The 17,984-nt window shown below is 66.5% G+C and carries 17 protein-coding genes and 1 tRNA gene; 10 read left to right on the top strand and 8 right to left on the bottom strand.

The features are described 5' to 3' along the window. Positions 1-27: 27 nt before the first annotated feature. From cysS to AC1EJR_RS08325, 7 genes are all read left to right on the top strand, one after another. A complete protein-coding gene (gene cysS / locus AC1EJR_RS08355; RefSeq protein WP_092292686.1) occupies positions 28-1,416 on the top strand; it encodes a cysteine--tRNA ligase in 1,389 nt (462 codons plus the stop codon). Continuing rightward, positions 1,413-2,192, top strand: a complete 780-nt coding sequence (locus AC1EJR_RS08350; protein WP_092292688.1) for a DNA-3-methyladenine glycosylase family protein — start codon at positions 1,413-1,415, stop codon at positions 2,190-2,192. The genes cysS and AC1EJR_RS08350 overlap by 4 nt, the downstream gene beginning before the upstream one ends. Positions 2,193-2,327: 135 nt before the next feature. Further along, entirely contained in the window at positions 2,328-3,299 is a 972-nt protein-coding gene (locus AC1EJR_RS08345) for an acetyl-CoA carboxylase carboxyltransferase subunit alpha (RefSeq protein ID WP_441592101.1), read from the top strand. Then, positions 3,265-4,722: a tRNA lysidine(34) synthetase TilS gene (tilS, locus tag AC1EJR_RS08340; protein WP_441592103.1), complete on the top strand. Its 1,458-nt coding sequence runs from the start codon at positions 3,265-3,267 to the stop codon at positions 4,720-4,722. The genes AC1EJR_RS08345 and tilS overlap by 35 nt, the downstream gene beginning before the upstream one ends. Before the next feature lie 104 nt (positions 4,723-4,826). Beyond that, positions 4,827-6,077 carry an aspartate kinase gene (locus AC1EJR_RS08335; protein WP_092292692.1) on the top strand — a complete coding sequence of 417 codons (1,251 nt, stop codon included), beginning with the start codon at positions 4,827-4,829 and terminating at the stop codon, positions 6,075-6,077. Positions 6,078-6,215: 138 nt separating this feature from the next. After that, positions 6,216-6,309: transfer RNA gene (locus AC1EJR_RS08330), tRNA-Ser, on the top strand. Positions 6,310-6,540: 231 nt separating this feature from the next. Next, positions 6,541-7,098 carry a J domain-containing protein gene (locus tag AC1EJR_RS08325; protein WP_477105002.1) on the top strand — a complete coding sequence of 186 codons (558 nt, stop codon included), beginning with the start codon at positions 6,541-6,543 and terminating at the stop codon, positions 7,096-7,098. A 12-nt stretch (positions 7,099-7,110) separates the two neighbouring features. On the opposite strand, the gene AC1EJR_RS08320 is transcribed toward AC1EJR_RS08325, so the two are convergent. The 5 genes from AC1EJR_RS08320 to AC1EJR_RS08300 form a co-directional block, all read right to left on the bottom strand. Next, positions 7,111-8,094, bottom strand: a complete 984-nt coding sequence (locus AC1EJR_RS08320) for a Bug family tripartite tricarboxylate transporter substrate binding protein (RefSeq protein ID WP_092292696.1) — start codon at positions 8,092-8,094, stop codon at positions 7,111-7,113. Between the two features lie 93 nt (positions 8,095-8,187). Then, positions 8,188-8,982, bottom strand: coding sequence for an SDR family oxidoreductase (locus AC1EJR_RS08315; protein WP_441592107.1), 795 nt, complete (start codon positions 8,980-8,982; stop codon positions 8,188-8,190). A 9-nt stretch (positions 8,983-8,991) separates the two neighbouring features. Beyond that, on the bottom strand, positions 8,992-9,957 hold the full coding sequence (locus AC1EJR_RS08310; protein ID WP_092292700.1) for a Bug family tripartite tricarboxylate transporter substrate binding protein: 966 nt from the start codon (positions 9,955-9,957) through the stop codon (positions 8,992-8,994). A gap of 62 nt (positions 9,958-10,019) precedes the next feature. Next, positions 10,020-10,964, bottom strand: coding sequence for a hydroxymethylglutaryl-CoA lyase (locus AC1EJR_RS08305; RefSeq protein WP_092292702.1), 945 nt, complete (start codon positions 10,962-10,964; stop codon positions 10,020-10,022). Then, entirely contained in the window at positions 10,961-12,160 is a 1,200-nt protein-coding gene (locus AC1EJR_RS08300) for a CaiB/BaiF CoA transferase family protein (protein ID WP_441592110.1), read from the bottom strand. The genes AC1EJR_RS08305 and AC1EJR_RS08300 overlap by 4 nt, the downstream gene beginning before the upstream one ends. A gap of 219 nt (positions 12,161-12,379) precedes the next feature. On the opposite strand from AC1EJR_RS08300, the gene prpR reads away from it, so the two are divergent. Both prpR and AC1EJR_RS08290 read left to right on the top strand, forming a co-directional pair. Beyond that, complete coding sequence (gene prpR / locus AC1EJR_RS08295; protein ID WP_092292706.1) at positions 12,380-14,326, top strand: propionate catabolism operon regulatory protein PrpR; 1,947 nt, start codon at positions 12,380-12,382, stop codon at positions 14,324-14,326. Between the two features lie 101 nt (positions 14,327-14,427). Continuing rightward, on the top strand, positions 14,428-14,943 hold the full coding sequence (locus AC1EJR_RS08290) for a metal-dependent hydrolase (RefSeq protein ID WP_092292708.1): 516 nt from the start codon (positions 14,428-14,430) through the stop codon (positions 14,941-14,943). Between the two features lie 54 nt (positions 14,944-14,997). Here AC1EJR_RS08290 and tolA read toward each other — a convergent pair whose 3' ends face one another. Then, complete coding sequence (tolA, locus tag AC1EJR_RS08285) at positions 14,998-15,762, bottom strand: cell envelope integrity protein TolA (protein ID WP_477112968.1); 765 nt, start codon at positions 15,760-15,762, stop codon at positions 14,998-15,000. A 55-nt stretch (positions 15,763-15,817) separates the two neighbouring features. After that, positions 15,818-16,003, bottom strand: coding sequence for a hypothetical protein (locus AC1EJR_RS08280; RefSeq protein WP_092292712.1), 186 nt, complete (start codon positions 16,001-16,003; stop codon positions 15,818-15,820). A gap of 78 nt (positions 16,004-16,081) precedes the next feature. On the opposite strand from AC1EJR_RS08280, the gene AC1EJR_RS08275 reads away from it, so the two are divergent. Further along, the gene (locus AC1EJR_RS08275; RefSeq protein ID WP_092292714.1) at positions 16,082-16,681 is read left to right on the top strand and encodes a helix-turn-helix transcriptional regulator; all 600 of its coding nucleotides are present in this window, start codon (positions 16,082-16,084) and stop codon (positions 16,679-16,681) included. A gap of 64 nt (positions 16,682-16,745) precedes the next feature. On the opposite strand, the gene AC1EJR_RS08270 is transcribed toward AC1EJR_RS08275, so the two are convergent. Then, positions 16,746-17,960, bottom strand: coding sequence for a hypothetical protein (locus AC1EJR_RS08270; RefSeq protein WP_441592116.1), 1,215 nt, complete (start codon positions 17,958-17,960; stop codon positions 16,746-16,748). Positions 17,961-17,984: the final 24 nt, after the last annotated feature.

Here is a 17,984-nt window from a genome sequence, read left to right as displayed (position 1 = left end):
CGTCCTCCTTCACTCTTCGATCGCTTCATGCAGCAACTGAACATCTACAACACGCTCGCGCGTGAAAAGCAGCCTTTCGTGCCAATCGAACCGGGCAAGGTCCGCATGTATGTGTGCGGCATGACCGTGTACGACTATTGTCACGTCGGCCACGCGCGCGTGATGGTGGTGTTCGACATGGTGCACCGCTGGCTGCGCGCCGCCGGCTATGACGTGACGTACGTGCAGAACATCACGGACATCGACGACAAGATCATCCGCCGGGCGGCCGAGAATGGCGAGACAATTGGCCAGCTGACCACGCGCTTCATCCAGTACATGCACGAGGATGCCGCCGCGCTGGGCATCATCCGCCCCGATCACGAGCCCCGCGCCACCGACTTCGTGCCGCAGATGCTGAACCTGATCGAGAAGCTCGAGGCCAACGGCCTGGCCTACCAGGCGGCCGATGGCGATGTGAACTACTCGGTGCGCAAGTTCCAGGGCTACGGCAAGCTGTCCGGCAAGTCGCTGGAAGACCTGCGCGCCGGTGAGCGCGTGACCGCCAACGACGCCAAGCAGGACCCGCTCGACTTCGTGCTGTGGAAGTCCGCCAAGCCGACCGAGCCGCCCGAGACCAAATGGGACTCGAAGTGGGGCAGCGGCCGGCCGGGCTGGCATATCGAATGCTCGGCCATGAGCTGCACGCTGCTGGGCGAGCATTTCGACATCCACGGCGGCGGCGCCGACCTCCAGTTCCCGCACCACGAGAACGAAATCGCCCAGTCCGAGGGCGCGAGCGGCAAGCCGTTCGTCAATATGTGGATGCATAACGGCTTCGTGCGCGTGAACGACGAAAAGATGTCGAAGTCGCTCGGCAACTTCTTCACGATCCGCGAGGTGCTGAAGGCCTACGACCCGGAAGTCGTGCGCTTCTTCATCCTGCGCGCCCACTACCGCAGCCCGCTGAACTACAGCGACGCCCACCTGGACGACGCCCGCCACGCGCTGACGCGCCTGTACACGGCGCTCAAGGAAACGCAGCCCGGCGGCTGCGCGGTCGATTGGGAGGAGCCGCACGCCAAGCGCTTCGCCGAGGCGATGAACGACGACTTCAACACGCCGATCGCGATGGCGGTGCTGTTTGACCTCGCCAGCGAGGTCAATCGCTCCGGCTCGGCACAGATGGCGCGCCAGCTCAAGTCGCTGGCCGGCACGCTGGGCCTGCTCGAGCGCGATCCGCATACCTTCCTGCAGGGCGGCAAGGTGGCCGATGGCCCCACGGCCGAGCAGATCGAGGAGCGCATCGCTGCGCGCAAGGCCGCCAAGGCCGCGCGCAATTTCGCCGAGGCGGACGGCATTCGTGCCGAACTGCTCGCGGCCGGCGTGGTGCTCGAGGACAAGCCAGGCGGTGCCACCGAGTGGAGGCGTGCTTGAACGCTGCCGCGCGCAAGCCGAAGGTGGCCGGGAAGCCGGCTGCCAAGGTGCCCGGCAAGGTGGCGACCAAGTCGACCAAGGCGGCCGGCAAGGCCGCCAAGCCGGCATTGCCCGAAGCCAAGGCGGTGCCGCTGCCGGTGGAGACGGTCGTCGACGCAGTACGTCCCGCCTATTGGGACGAGGCCTGCGCCGACCTGATGAAGCGCGATCGCATCCTCAAGAAGATGATTCCGACGTATGGCCCCGCGCACCTGATCTCGCGCGGTGATCCATTCGTCACGTTGGCGCGCTCCGTCGTCGGCCAGCAGATCTCGGTGAAGGCCGCGCAGTCGGTCTGGGAGCGCCTGGTCACGATGTGTCCGAAGCTCACGCCGGCCCAGTTCCTGAAGTCCGGCGCCGAGCAGCTCGCTACCTGTGGCCTTTCTCGCCGCAAAGCCGAATACATCATCGATCTGGCTGAACATTTCAAGGCCGGGCGCGTCCATGTGAAAGAGTGGGCAGCGATGGACGACGAGGCGGTGATCGCCGAGTTGATCCAGATCCGCGGCATCGGCCGCTGGACGGCCGAGATGTTCCTGATGTTCAATCTGATGCGGCCGAACGTGCTGCCGCTCGATGATGTCGGATTGATCAACGCGATCTCCGCCAACTACTTTAGTGGCGAACCCGTCACCCGCAGCGAGGCGCGCGAGGTGGCGGCCAACTGGGAACCGTGGCGCACGGTGGCCACGTGGTACATGTGGCGCAGCCTCGACCCCCTACCGGTGACTTACTAGGAACCACGCAGTCCATCAACAGGCAGTGACGGCGTTGATTTTGCGCATAAGTGCTTGAAAATCAACATATCGGGCGGTCGAAACCGGTATTTTTTCCGGTAGAATGCGCCCCTTCACAGACAGGTCCGTGTTTCTATGAAAACCACCTTCCTGGATTTTGAACAGCCGATTGCCGAGCTCGAGGCAAAAATCGAAGAACTGCGCTTTGTGCAGGATGACTCGGCTGTAGATATTTCCGAAGAGATTTCGCGGCTGGCCGGCAAGAGCCAGCAGCTGACCAAAGACATTTACGCCAACCTGACCCCGTGGCAGGTTGCGCAGATCGCCCGCCATCCGCAGCGTCCGTACACGCTGGACTACGTGCGGGAGATCTTCACCGACTTCCATGAACTGCACGGCGACCGCGCTTTCGCGGACGACCTGTCCATCGTCGGCGGCCTGGCCCGCTTCAATGGCCAGGCGTGCATGGTGCTTGGCCACCAGAAGGGCCGTGACACGAAGGAGCGCGCGCTGCGCAACTTCGGCATGTCCAAGCCCGAGGGCTACCGCAAGGCCAAGCGCCTGATGGAGCTGGCGGACAAGTTCGGCCTGCCGATCTTCACCTTCGTCGATACGCCGGGCGCATTCCCGGGCATCGACGCCGAGGAGCGCGGCCAGTCGGAAGCCATCGGTCACAACCTGTTTGTGATGGCCGGCCTGAAGGTGCCCCTGATCGCCACGATCATCGGCGAAGGCGGCTCGGGCGGCGCGCTGGCGATTGCCGTGGGCGACGTGGTGCAGATGCTGCAATTCGCTACCTATGCGGTGATCTCGCCGGAAGGCTGCGCTTCCATCCTCTGGAAGACCGCCGAGAAGGCACCGGAAGCCGCCGAGGCACTGGGCCTGACCGCGCACCGCCTGAAGGCGCTGGGCCTGATCGACAAGATCGTGAGCGAGCCGCTGGGCGGCGCGCATCGCGATCCGAAGAACATGGCGACGATGCTCAAGCGCTCGCTGGCGGAATCGCTGCGCCAGTTCCAGGGCATGAGCGTCAAGGAACTGCAGACACGCCGGCACGAACGGCTGATGGCCTATGGCAAGTTCAAGGAAACCGGCGCCCAGGAATGACGGGCGCGCCGGTGTGGTGCCGTTGACCGCACCCCTGACCGACAAGGTCGCACGGGCTCTCCAGGCCGGTGCGGCCTTTGTTGTTTCTGGCGGCGCGGCGCCGGTCACGGTGGCCGTGGCGCTCTCGGGCGGGCGCGATTCGGTGGCCTTGCTCCATGCCACGCGCGCCGCGGTGGCCCAAGGCACGGCGCTGGCCTCGGCCGTGCGCGTGGTGGCGCTGCACGTCCATCACGGCCTGCAGGCGCCGGCCGACGACTGGGAGCACTTCTGCGCGACGCTGTGCCGCGAGGCGCAGGTGCCGCTGGTCACCGAGCGCGTGACCGTGCAGGCGCTGGCGGGCGAGGGCATCGAGGCCGCCGCGCGCCGGGCCCGGTATGCCGCGCTCGGGCGTATGTGCCGGGCGCACGGCGCCGCGCTGCTGCTGTTCGCCCATCATCGCGACGATCAGGTGGAAACGGTGCTGATGCGGCTGTTCCGCGGCGCTGGCGTGGCTGGTATGGCCGGCATGCCCGCGCGGCGGCCGCTGGACGCGCAGGGCGACGTGCAACTGCTACGGCCCTGGCTCGATGTCTCGCGTGACGAGATCGACGCCTATTGCGCCGCGCACGGGCTGTCGTGGATCGAAGATCCTTCAAATGCCGATACCCGCTTCGTCCGCAATGCCCTGCGCGCACAACTGCCGGCGCTGCGCGAGGCCTTCCCCGCGCTGGTCGAGAACGTGCTCCAGGCCGCCTCGCATTTCGGCCAGGCAGCGGCCATGCTCGACGGGCTCGCGGCCGGTGAGCTGGCCCGTCTCGTCTCGCCGGGGCGCGACGCGGACACCCTTGCTGAACTCGATCTGGCCGGCCTGCGTGCCTTGCCCTCCGGCCACGCCGACGCCGTGCTGCGCCACTGGCTGCGCGACCTCGGCGCGCAACCGCCTTCCACGGCGCGGTTGGCCGCGATGCGGGCACAACTGATCGAGCGTGACGGCGGCGAGCCCGCCATCGCGCATGACGGACTGGTGCTGCGGCGTTTCCGCGACAAGGCGCTGGCCTGCCGCGCGGTGCCGGACGCCGCGCCGGCAGCGTTCGAATTCCTCTGGCACGGCGAGGAACGCATCGTGGTGCCGGCATGGCGGGGTGCATTGCGATTCACGCGCGACGACACCTTCGGCGTGCCGGAAGCGGTGCTGCACGGCCCGCTGCGGCTGGCGGCCCGGCAGGGCGGTGAACGGATCGTGCTGCGGCCCGGCGGCCCGGCGCGCGCGCTCAAGCAGGCCTACCAGGAGGCCGCCGTGCCGGCGTGGCGGCGCGCCTGGCTGCCGCTGCTGTGGAGCGGCGCCCAAGTCGTGCTGGCAGCCGGGCTCGGCATGCATCGCCGCTGGCCGGCCGATGCGCCCCATGCGCCACGCTGGCGCGTGGAGTGGGTGGAACTCGACTAGGGCTCCCATCGGGAGCAGGGGCAGCGCCCCGCCACAGCCTTGCCTGACGGCCGGCGATCGTGTATTTTCAAGGGCTTTGCACAATCGCTGGCGTCGACAAGAAGATGGCTCTCATCGTTCACAAATACGGCGGCACTTCGATGGGTTCCACGGAACGCATCAAGAATGTCGCCAAGCGCGTGGCCAAGTGGCACCGCGCCGGTCACCGCGTTGTCGTGGTGCCTTCGGCCATGTCGGGTGAAACCAATCGCCTGCTGGGCCTTGCCAAGGAAATTTCCGCGCAGCCTGACCCGCGTGAACTGGACATGCTGGCCTCTACCGGCGAGCAGGCCAGTGTGGCCCTGCTGGCCATCGCGCTGCACGGCGAAGGCATCAACGCGGTCAGCTACACGGGCTGGCAGGTGCCGGTGAAGACCGATTCGGCCTACACCAAGGCGCGGATCGAGTCGATCGACGACGAGCGCATCCTGGGTGACCTGGACGCCGGCCGCGTGGTCGTGATCACGGGCTTCCAGGGCATCGACGACAGCGGCAACGTCACCACGCTGGGCCGTGGTGGCTCCGATACCTCGGCCGTGGCCATCGCCGCCGCCATCGAGGCTGACGAGTGCCTGATCTATACCGACGTGGACGGCGTGTACACGACCGATCCGCGTGTGGTCGAGGACGCCCGCCGCCTGGACCAGATCACCTTCGAGGAAATGCTGGAAATGGCCAGCCTGGGTTCGAAGGTGCTGCAGATCCGCTCGGTGGAGTTCGCCGGCAAGTACCGCGTGAAGACGCGCGTGCTCTCGTCGCTGACCGACCCCCTGATGCCGCTCGAGCAGGAAATGCACTCGGGCACGCTGATTACTTTTGAGGAAGAGTCTGACATGGAAGCAGCCGTCATCTCCGGCATCGCCTTTGCCCGTGACGAAGCCAAGATCACCGTCCTGGGCGTGCCGGACAAGCCGGGCATCGCCTACCAGATCCTGGGCCCGATCGCCGACGCCAATATCGACGTCGACATGATCATCCAGAACCAGTCCGTGGACGGCAAGACCGACTTCACGTTCACGGTGCCGCGCGGCGAGTACCAGCGCGCGCTGACCATCCTGACCGACAGCGTGAAGGGCCATATCGGCGCCGCCAGCGTGTCCGGCGACCCGAAGGTGTCGAAGGTGTCGGTAGTGGGCGTGGGCATGCGCTCGCACGTGGGCATCGCCAGCAAGATGTTCCGCACGCTGTCGGAAGAAGGCATCAACATCCAGATGATCTCCACCTCGGAAATCAAGATCTCGGTGCTGATCGACGAGAAGTACATGGAGCTGGCCGTGCGCGCGCTCCACAAGGTGTTCGAGCTGGATCAGGCGTGATCTGGTGAGTGTTGTGTCTGGCGGGGTAGGTGTCGCGTTTTTTGCGCGATTGGTCATGGAAATGTCATTGACCAGTTGAGACGACCCCGCTAGAATACGCGCTTCGTTGTGCGGCCTCCCTCGCACAACGCAAGTTTGGGAGACGTGGCCGAGAGGTCGAAGGCACTCCCCTGCTAAGGGAGCATCCGGGCCAAAACCTGGATCGAGGGTTCGAATCCCTCCGTCTCCGCCACTACATCGTAATGGCGGCGAACCCCGGAAGATCGCGGTCTTCCGGGGTTTTGTTTTTTCTGGCGCGGGTTTTTCGGACACGACACTGACGAGGCCGATTCCGCCCGACCCGCTCAAGCGAATCGGGGCGGCCATGCAGACGCGCATGAATCTGGCGGCGGCCTGCGGCGAGGTTTGATGCGGTGCGGCATGCTAGGATGGACGCCTCCGTTTTTCGCGCTGCCCCGCCCCCATGAATACGCTCTACGCGACGCTTGGCGTACCGTCCGATGCTACGCTCGACGAGATCAAGCTCGCCTATCGCCGCGCGGCGATGAAGTGGCATCCGGACCGCAACCCCGGTCGCGAAACCGAGGCGCATGCCGCCTTCCAGCAGATTCGCGATGCCTATTCGATCCTGTCCGATGCCGAGCAGCGACAGGTCTACGACGACGTCTTCGAACGCGAAACGCGCCGCTGGGAAGCCGAGCATGCGGCCGAGGAAGCCGAGGCGCGCGAGGTGCAGGAAGCGGCCAGGCGTGCGGCACAGGAGCACTACGAGAAGATGGTCGCCGTCGCCATGCGTTTTGCCGACGATGGGCACACCCGCGACGTTCTGTTCGGTGTGCTACTGGGCCGGGATTGCGAGGCGGACCTTGCCGGACGCATTGCCGACAGCGTCTGGGCGCTGCACGAGTCGCGCAAGGCCGCGGACGCAGCCGCCCCGTCACCCGAGGCCGCCCCTGCGGAAGCGGAAAAGCCCGTCAGTGCGTTCGAGACGTTCTGGCAGGGGATGTTCCGGTTCCGCTAGCCGCCCCGCGTCTCACTCGACCTTGATGTTGGCGGTCTTGACGACCTCGCCGTACTTCTTCAGGTCCGCCTGGATCTGCTTGCCAAACGCCTCCGATGAATTGCCGACCGGCACGATGCCCAGCGTGGCGAGCCGTTCGCGCGTCTCAGGCTGGTTGACCACGACGTTCAACTCCTTCGACAGTCGGTCGACGATCTCTTTTGGCGTCTTGGCGGGGGCCAGCAATCCCACCCACGAGTCGTTGACCAGGCCTGTGACGCCGGATTCCTCCAGCGTTGGCACATCCGGCAGCGTCGATACGCGGCTCGCGCCGGAGACTGCAATCGCGGTGGCCTTGCCGGTTTTCACGTATTGCTGCGCGCCGGCCACGGCCGTGTACAGCACCGGCAGCGTACCGCCCACCAGATCCCCCATCGCCTGGCCGCCGCCCTTGTAGGGGATGTGCGTCATCTTCAGGCCGGTGCGGGCCTTGAGCAGCTCGCCGGCCAGGTGCGGCGTGCTGCCGGTGCCGGCACTGCCATATGACAACCCTTCGGGTCGGGTCTGCGAATACGCGACGAGTTCCTTCAGGTTCTTTGCCGGTACGGACGGGTGGGTAATCAGGATCAGCGCCGCATCGCCAATCTTGCCGATGGGCACGAAGTCCTTGACCGGGTCGAACGGCACTTTCGGAAAGACATGCGGATTGATGACGATGGTGCCGTCGAAAGCGAGTAGCAGCGTGTAGCCATCTGGCGCCGACTGGGCCGCCATCGCGCTGCCGATATTTCCCGAGGCACCGGGCTTGTTGTCGACCACGATCTGCTGGCCAAGGCGCTGGCCCAGCCTGTCCGCAATGACGCGCGCGCTGGTATCCGACACGCCGCCCGGCGCGAACGGCACGATCAGCCGGATCGGGCGCGACGGGTACTCTTGCGCGAAGGCGCTGGTGCCAGATAGGGCAGGCGTGGCGACGGCAATGGCGCATAGCGCCTTGACGAGGGTACGGCGGTGCATAGGGTCTCCTCCTGATGCAACAGTGAGTTCGGCGGTATTCGCCTGTTATCTGCAATCTGGTGCTGCGGAACCACGGGTACGGCTTCTGTGCGATCAGACGACGATGGGCGTGGTGGCGCCATCGATCGACAGGATCGCCCCCGAGATGTAGGACGCGCGCGCCGACGCGAGAAACAGCACGGCATCGGCGATCTCTTCGGGCGCGGCAAGCCGCCCGAGCCCGGTGCGTTCGTTGGCCTTGCCGAGGGCCTCGTCGACGGTTGTGCCAGCCAGCTTCGCTTCGGCTTCCAGGCCCTGTTGAAGCCGCTCGGTGCGGGTGGCTGACGGGTTGAGGGCGTTCACCCGCACCCCGGACCGGCCATACGCGCTGGCCAGCCCTGCCGTGGCCAGCATCAGGGCGGCATTGGCGGCGCCGCCAGGCAAATGGGTCGGGCTCGCCACCTTGCCGCCCATGCCGACGACATTGACGATGGCGCCGTGGCCGGCCTGGGCCATCCGCTTGATGACCGGGTCGATGACGTGCATGTAGCTGAAGTACTTCGCGTCCATCGCATCGCGCCACGACTGGGGCGTCAGCTCCGCAGGCGGGGTGCGGCGCGCACCCCCGGCGGACGTGACCAGGATGTCGATCCCGCCCAGTGCGGCGGCTGCGGCGTCGACGGCGTGCGCGGCCTGCGCCGCGTCACTGAGGTCGGCCGCAACCGTGAAGGGATCGGCGCCCGGCGCATCGGCCACCAGTGCGGTCCGTGCGGCGGCGAGATTGGCCTCGCTGCGTCCGATGATCGCGACCTTGGCACCTTCACGCAGGAACGCTTGAGCGCAAGCGAGCCCAATGCCGCGGCTGCCGCCGGTGATCAGTACGCGCTTTTCGGTCAGTTCAAGATTCATGGGGTTTTCCTATTCGGGCTGGATGCCACCGCGTTTGGCCACGTCGGCCCATTTCCGCGTTTCCTTGTCGAGGAAGGCGCGAAACTCCGTCGGTGGGGTCAGGACGATGGTAGCCCCTTGGTCTTTCATCTGCTTGGCGAGTGCTGGGTCCTGCGTGACCTGCTGCAGGTCGTGATGGATCTGTTCCACGATGGCCGGAGACATGCCCGCCGGCCCGAACAGGCCATACCAGTTCAGCGATTCCACGCCATCGAGTCCGGCCTCCTTGAACGTCATCGCATCGGGGAAGAGGGACATGCGCTGATCCGCCGCCACGCCGATCACGCGCAGATTGCCGCTTTGCACGTGGGGCAATGCCGTCAGCACGCTGGTGAATCCGGCGCCGACATGGCCGCCGATGACATCGACCATGATCTGTGCGCCGCCCTTGTAGGACACCGGAATGGTCTTGAGATTGCCCGCCTGGCGCAGCAGCTCGCCGGTCAGTCGCGTCTGGCCTTCCGAATAACCGATGCCGAGCGGCTGGCTACGGGCGGCACTGACGAGGTCGGTCAGCGATTTCGCAGGGTTGGACTTCGATACCACCAGCACCATCGGCGAGATGGCGAGGCGTGTGATGGGGGAGAAGCCACGCACCGTGTCGTAGGGCAGGCTTTTCATCAGCACGGGATTGATCGCGTGCGAGCCCACCACCATCAGCAGCGTGTAGCCGTCCGGGGCGGACTTGTGAACGTGACTGGAGCCGATCACGCCGTTGGCGCCGGGCCGGTTGTCCACCACCACCGACTGCCCCCAACGCTCGGACAGCTTCTGCGCGACCAGGCGGCTGACGATATCGGTGCCGCCACCGGGCGCATAGGGCACGACCAGCGTGACGGTCTTTTCCGGCCACTTCGCGGCGGCGTGGCCAGAAGCCAGCGCGGCGGTACAGGCCATGGCGCCCAGCACGCCTCGAATCCAGCGAATGTTCTTCATCAGGTGTCTCCTTCCTATATGGGTCTTGTCTGACCGGATGCTCGGCGGCATCCGTGTCGGCCTTACGTGCCGCTTTTACCGCGTTGATTCTGCTGGCGCCGCAGCCATGCGATGGAGCGGCCGCCAAGGGGCCGATCCAGCAGCGATTCGGCGAATGTCACCGCATCGAGCAGTCCGTCGAGCGAAATCCCGGTACGCAGGCCGCACTGCTCGGCCATCAGCACCAGGTCTTCGGTGGCCAGGTTGCCTGCCGCGCCGGGGGCAAACGGACAGCCGCCGATGCCGCCCACGCTGGCGTCGAAGCGGCGCACGCCAGCCTCCAGCGCGGCCCATGCGTTGGCGACGCCCAGGCCGCGCGTGTCATGCAGATGCACGGCCAGCGTGCCGGGGTCGAGTGCTTGTGCCAACGTAGCCATGCGCGATTTGACGGCGGCGGGCGCTGCAGCGCCGATGGTGTCGGCGATGACGATCTCTTCCGCGCCGGCGTCCCGCATGCGGCAGGCCAGACGCAACACCGTATCGAGATCGACCGGGCCTTCGAACGGGCAGTCGAACGCGACCGCCACATAGGCACGCGTGCGCAGGCCGAGTTCGCGCGCCCGCACCAGTGTCTTTTCGCTGACATCGGTGGCCGCGTCCAGCCCCATATTGATGTTGCGCTGGTTCATCGTCTCGGTGGCGGAGAGCACCACCGCGATCTCGGTGGCGCCGGCGCCATGCGCGCGTTCCAGGCCCTTGAGATTCGGCACCAGCGTGGAGAGCCGCAGGTCTGGGCACTGCGCCGCAGCGCGCTGGACCACGTCCGCCGCGTCGGCCATCTGCGGCACGGCCTTCGGTGAGACGAAGCTGGTGGCTTCGACGCTCCGTACGCCGGCACGCGCCAGCAGGCGGATCAGTTCTACCTTGGCATCGGTGGAGATGGCGACGGCCTGGTTCTGCAGCCCGTCGCGCGGTGCGACGTCAGTGATGACGATGTCCGGCGTGGCGTGGCGCTGTGCGTCGCTCATGCCACGGCTCCGGCTTCGCGCAGCCGCGCAATCTGTGCGTCGTCATAGCCCAGCGTGTCGCGCAGCACCGTGGCCGTATGCTCGCCCAGCGCGGGCGGACAGGTATAGGCGGCCGTGGTCACCCCGGAAAGCTTCACCGGATTGCCGGGCATCCGCACGGTCTCGCCGGTCTTCAGGGGCACCTCGACAATCATGTCGCGCGCCTCCACCTGCGGCTCGCGCAACGCATGCGCGAAATCGTTGACGGGCCCACACGGAATGCGCGCCTGCCGCAAACGGGCCAGCCAGTAGGCCGACGACTCGGCGCGCAGTTCGTTGGCGATGATGGCGTCGATCCGCGCCTTGTCGGCATAGCGGCCCGGCTGCTTCAGGTACTCGGGCGCGCGCAGTTCGGGATGATCGATCACGCTCAGGAAGCGTTCGAAGAACGCGTCGCCGATGCAGGCAATGATGATGTGGCCGTCGCTGGTCGGATAGGTGTTGTACGGCACGTGCACGAAATGGCTGTTGCCGATACGTTCGGGCACCAGGCCGGACATCAGGTGCATCGTTGCCATGTAGTTCAGCAGCGAGATCTGGGCGTCCAGCATCGAGATGTCCACGTGCTGGCCCACCCCGGTCTGCTCGCGCGCCGCCAGCGCCGCCAGCACGCCGATGGCGCCGAATACCCCGCCGCCCAGATCCCCAACGGGGATGCCGCTGCGTACCGGCGGGCCATCCGACATGCCGGTGATGGACATGCCGCCACCCATGGCCTGCACCACCTGGTCGAACGCGGGCTGCTGCCGGTCCGGCCCGGTCTGGCCGAAGCCGGTGACGGAGCAGGTGATGATGCGCGGGTTGACCTTGGAGAGCGATGCGTAATCGATACCCAGCCGCTCCGTCACGCCAGCGCTGAAATTGTCGAAGACAACGTCGGCATTGCGCACGAGATCCAGAAACACCGCCCGGCCTGCCTCGGACTTCAGGTCCACGCACACGCTTTCCTTGTTGCGGTTCAGCGTGAGGAAGTACGCACCCATCCCGTCGCGGGCGTAGTCCTCGCTCTCCGCCAGCAATTTGCGCGTGCCCTCTCCGGTGCCGGGGGGCTCCACCTTGATCGTGCGGGCACCCAGGTCGGCCAGCAGCATGGTGCCGTACGGGCCCGAGAGCATATGGGTCAGGTCAAGTACGGTGATGTGTCCTAGCGCCTGCATGGCTTCCTCCGTGTTCGTATGGAGGGTTCAGTGCAATCGGTGTGCCAGTGCCTGAGGAGTTCGCTAAGTAACTGATTCATAACGGAATGGGAGAGGAAGGATGACGTTCCGCATGTTTCATGAAACACTGTTGAGACATTTCATGAAACGGCCGTGAAACGCTCGTGCGATGGTCACGAGAGGCGCCGCAGCGCCCGGAGGCGGCCGACGAGGAGACCCATGCGCAACACTTCCCCTGAGCGCGGCAGCCTGCCGCGGCTTTGTTTTATCAGTTACAAGCACCTCAGCCGCTTCGCCATGACGGTGCTGGACGAGTTCGCCGACCGCGCCACGATAGAGGTGGTCAATGGTTCGTTCGAGGCCGCACTGGACGCCGCGCACGAGCGCCTGCGCGAGGGGGCGGCTGACGTCTTCGTCAGCGCCGGGGCGAACGCCACGATCCTGCGCAACGCGCTCGATGCACCCGTCGCCACCATCAAGCTCAGTGGCTTCGACATTCTGGTGGCGCTCCTGCAGGCACGGCATATTTCGAACCGGGTAGGCGTGGTGATGTACGGCGAGTGCATTCCCGAACTGGATGCGGTCCGCGAGTTGCTCAATATCGAGGTGGCGCAGTACGCGTACCGCACCCCTGACGAGGCACGGCAGTGCTTCGAGCGGCTCGTGCGTGACGGCTATGAGGTGGTGGTGGGTTCCAGCATCGTCATGGAGCTGGCGGAGCAGTACGGCATCCAGGGGCGCCTGGCCTACTCGATCAATGCGGTGCGCCAGGGGATTGAGGACGCCATCGAACTGGCGCGCGTGGCCCGCCTGGAAGCGGGGCGCTATGACCAGCTCAACGGCGTGCTGCACAACCTGCAGGAGGCCGTGCTGGCCGTCGACCGCGACAATCGCGTGATTGCCGTCAACCCGCCGATGGAAATGCTGCTGGGCCGCGTCAAGGCGAGAATGATCGGCCAGCATCTGGAGGACATCGAGCCGGCGCTGTCGCTGCAATCCACGCTGGCCAGCGGCATGCAGGAGCGGGGCAGCGTGTTTCGCTTCGCGCAGCGCGACTGGATCGCCAATCGCACCCCGATCCGCGAGCATGGCGACACGGTGGGCGCGGCCATTACGCTCTATGACGCGCGCAATATCCAGGATGCGGATGCCAGCCTGCGCAGCCAGCAGCGCCGGCATCCGCGCAATGCGCGCAACCGCTTCGACAACCTGATCGGCGCCAGCCCGGCCTTCGAACGCGCCTGCGCGACGGCGCGGCGCTATGCCAGGACGGATCTCACGGTGCTGCTATCTGGCGAGAGCGGGGTGGGCAAGGAGCAGTTTGCGCAAGCGATTCATAACGAGAGCAAGCGCGCCGCCAAGCCGTTCGTCGCCATCAACTGCGCGGCCTTCCCGGAGGCGCTGCTGGAAAGCGAGCTGTTCGGCTACGACGAGGGCGCCTTCACCGGATCGCGCCGTGGGGGCAAGCGCGGGCTGTTCGAATCGGCCCATACTGGCACGCTGTTTCTCGACGAGATTGGCGATATGCCCGTCTCGCTGCAGACGCGGCTGCTGCGCGTGCTGCAGGAGCGCGAGATCCTGCGTCTGGGCGGTGCCATACCGATTCCGGTCGACGTGCGGATTATCGCGGCGACGCATCAGCCGCTGCCGCAGTTGATCGCCTCCAGGCAGTTCCGTCAGGATCTCTACTACCGTATCAATACGCTGCAACTGGCGTTGCCACCGCTGCGCGAGCGCCGCGAGGACATCGCCTTGCTCGCCACATTCCTGCTGCGGCGCTCGCTGGACCGGCTGGACTCGCGCCTCGACGCACCGGCCCTGGTCGCGCGCTTGCTGCCAAGGCTGCAGGCGCACGCCTGGCCGGGCAATATCCGTGAGCTGGAGAATATCTGCGAGCGGATGGCGGTGTTCTTCTCGCAATGGGAGGATCTGGAGCACATTGCGTTCGACGAACTGCATCACGATTGCCCGGAACTGTTCGGGGCGGTCAGCGTCATGGCGCCACCACCCGAGCTTGCGCCGTCATCATCGACCGCGCCCCGTGCACGCGTGCTGGAAGTGCTGGCCGAGTGTGGCGGCAATCGTCAGCAGGCGGCGCAACGGCTGGGCGTGAGCCGCGCGACGTTGTGGCGTTGGGAGAAGGCGGCCACGGCACAGGTTGGATAGGCTCGCTCCGCGCGACGCGATCGATCCAGTGCTGGAGTTTCTCGCGCACATCTGCCAAGATTGCGCCCCCTCTAAGATCACCGGCGAACTCGCGCAGTCTCATGGCCTCAAGCAAAGCTCACCACGCCACCGGATGGGCGGCGGCCGTCATCGCTGCAGTGGTCATCGCGAAGACCGGCAGCGAAGGGTGGGGCTGGGCCAGCATAGCGGGGTTTGTGGCGGCGATGCTGGGCAGCACCGCGCCAGACTGGATGGAAGTGGCATGGTGGTCGAGGTCGCGTCGCCTGTGGATTACCCATCGCACCTGGACGCATTGGGGCATCGCGTGGATTGGCCTCCTGCTATGGGCCTACCACGCGCTGGGCACCCATCCGCTGGCCGCACCCGCATTCGGCTTTGCCTGCGGGGGCGTCATGCACTTGCTGGCCGACTGGCCGAACCCGCTGGGCGTACCGTGGATCGCGGGGCGCCATTCGCTGAACTGGTGGAAGAGCGGGCGGTGCGACCTTCTCATCGTCGCGGCTTCATGGCTGATCGCCCTCGCGGTATCCCGCGAGTTCTGGCTGCATGGCGGCCATCCCCTCGCAATCGTCCGGCATCTGCGGACGCACTTCTGACACGCCGGGACGGTGATCCGGCGCCGCTAGCATCGCTGGAAGATCGCGGTCTTCCTATTCCCTCGGCTGGAAATAAAGATTGATGTGGGCGGGCGCCACGCCGTTGTCGTCGCGCGGCAGCGGGTTGGATCGTGCGACGGCGCGCAGCACGGCGTTGTCCCAGCCGGTGTGTCCGCTCGAGCGGGCCAGCCGGGCCTCCAGCACGGTGCCGTCCGGTGCCAGATGCACTGCGACCACGGCGGTGGGATTGTCGGGCAGGTCTCCATCGAAGAGGATGTTGGGCGTGACCCGGCGTCGCACCTTGTCCGCATAGCCCGGCGACGTGGTGCCGCCTGTGCCGGCACCGTCGCCGGGGCGGCTGCCTGCACCGCTTGCACTGGCTGTGGCGGCTGCGGTGGCCGCAGCGGCCTGACGCTCGGCGTCGCGGAGGTTTTGCTCACGCTGCTGCGCTTGCGCGGCGGCTTCGAAAGCCTTCGCGGCTTCGGCTGCCCTCGTGGCTTCAAGTGCCTTGGCGGCCTTGGCTGCCGCACGGCGTTTCTCGGCCTGCAAGGCAATGTCGGGCCTGTCTTCCGATTTCAGCTCGGGTTCCAGCTTCCGTTCTAGCTTCCGTTCCGGCTGCGGGACCACCGGCTTCGTCTCGACCACGGTCTGCGGCGGATTTTCGGGGATCGCGTCCCACAACTCGGCTTCCACGCCGACCGGGGTCCGGCTCTGCCAATGGACCGCGTAATAGAGCCACAAGCCCAGCAGCACGTGGATAAACAGGGCCAGCAGGAAACTCGGCAGGGTTCCCCGTTCCAGTGGCTTTCGACCTGACATGGCATCTCCGCGATTCATGCCCTTGATCTGACCATAGTCCCGCCGTCGGGCGATTTCAACCTGCCCCGGAGGCGCCTTTCCACTGGCGCTGGATGCGCGCGGCGTCGTCCGCGTCGGACGTGGCAACGTCCAGCCAGCCGGGAATGTGCCGGTCGGGGAGGCGCTTCGGTTCGGCCATGAGCAGATGAGCGATTTCGGATAGGATGCTGCGCGGCGCTGCGCTATTGTCGCGAGCGGCCATGTTGACCCCCGCACACTATTTGATTGATCGCCCCCGCGCACGGCAGTTGCGTCTCCGCAACGCCATCGCCCCCAACCGATGACGAAACTTCTCAAGGAGGACGGCGCGATTGCGCTGGCAGACAGCATCCCCGACGCTGTTTTCCTGGTCGACCAGACCGGGCAGATCCGCTACGCCAACACGGTGTGCGAGGAGATCCTCGGCTACCGGCAGTCCGATCTGGTCGGCCAGCTGGTGCTCGAACTGGTGGTGCCGGCGGACCGGGAGAAGACGCTGCGCGAGGCCGGCCGGGTCCTGGCTGGCAACAAGCGCGTGGGCTTCGAGAATCGCTACCGGCACCGAAACGGTGCGGACGTCCATCTGTCCTGGTCGGCCCAATGGCACGCGGCGCACGAGCTGCGCATCGGCGTGGCCCGGGACGTGACCGCGCAGCGGCAGACGCCGGCCATCCCTCCGCATCCCCCCGACCATGCCAGTCGGCTCGACGCGCTCGCCCCCCACGAACGCAGGGTGCTGAACCTGCTGCTGACCGAAGCCGGCGAGAAGCAGATCGCCGAACAGCTCGGGCTGGCGGTCTCCACCACGCACTCCTACATCACCGGCATCTATCGCAAATTCGGCGTGCGCGGCCGGGCGGGGCTGATGAGCCTGTGGCTGCGGCACCTGCTGCACGACTGACGCCCCGGCAAAAAAACGCCGGCCCGAAGGCCGGCGCAGAGTGATGCCCGGATGTTGCGCGATGTCAGGACGCGCGGCGGCACGTGCCCTGGAGGATGCTGCCGAGCGACAGGTTGAGCCACGCCAGCGAGTCGGTGCCCGTTTTCAGGAAGACATGGGCGAAGGTGGGCGGATCGGCGGCCGGGTCGCCCGGCTCGGCATCCAGGTCGCCATCGGCGGCGATTGCCACACCGTTCAGCGTGACGTCATCCTGGAACCTGTTCAGCATCAGCGGCAGCGTGAGCGCCCTGCTGGCGACGGTGAGCTTGCCACCGGCGACGGTCAGCGTCTCCCGCGCCATTGTGCCGTCAAGCACTGCCGTCGCGCCGTCCACAACGCGGTTGGCGTAAGAGCAGGCCCACGTGCCGTCAAGCTCCCCGGCCACCAGCGCGCGGGCGGGCTGGATGGTCCAGGTGCCGGTGGCGACCGCTCCCGCCTCGGCGTAGTTCATGTCAAAGCGCATGCCGCCGTTCGGGTTGACGAACAGCCGGCCACGGAAGTAGCCGCCGCCGTTCATCACCAGGTCGAATGCACCCGGAAAGCGCGTCTGGTCGGCCAGGGTCAGCTTGCCCAGTTGCGGGGTGGCGCAGGTGACGAGATCCGCGCTGTTGCAAAGCTGCACGTTGCCGTCGGTGTCGAAGCGCATGCCGGCCGGCGTGCTCGCGGGGCCCGCTAGCGGCTTGCCGGTGGCCTGGTCGTAGATGGCGAAGTTCATCAGCACGTTGTAGGTGCCGGCCAGGCTGCTCAGCGCCGGCGGGTCGATGGTGACCGCGCTCGCGGCGATATCGCCGGCCAGCAGGCCCGTGCTGGTGCCCAGCAGGTTCGGCAGGCCGGAGATCTCGCCAACCAGGCCGTCGGCCCCCTGGTGGAAGCTCAGGCCGATGCCCGCCAGCTTGGCGGTCAGGTTGGCCGGGGGCGGGTCCGCGCTATCGGCCACGAGGCCGCTCACGGTGAAATTGCCGTCCGTGTTCGTGTAGTTGCCGATGACCGTGCCGCGCAGGCCGAAGGCCGAATCGATAAAGCTGAGGGTGAGCTTGCCGCGCGACGGGGCGTCCACGGTGAGGGCGATGGTGTCGCCGAAGGACAGCGTGCCCGAGTACTTGACCGGTACTGGCGCCGGCGGCTCGGCGGGAGCCGCCGGCGTCTCTGTTTGCACGGGCGCCTGCCCGTCGCTGCCCCCGCAGCCGGCCAGGGCAGCCCCCACGACCAGCGCGCCCATCAGATATTTCCACTTCAGCATGACTAACCCCTTCTTCCCATTGTT

The organism is Cupriavidus sp. 05T42, assembly GCF_056396345.1.
This window is presented reverse-complemented; position numbering and strand designations above follow the sequence as displayed.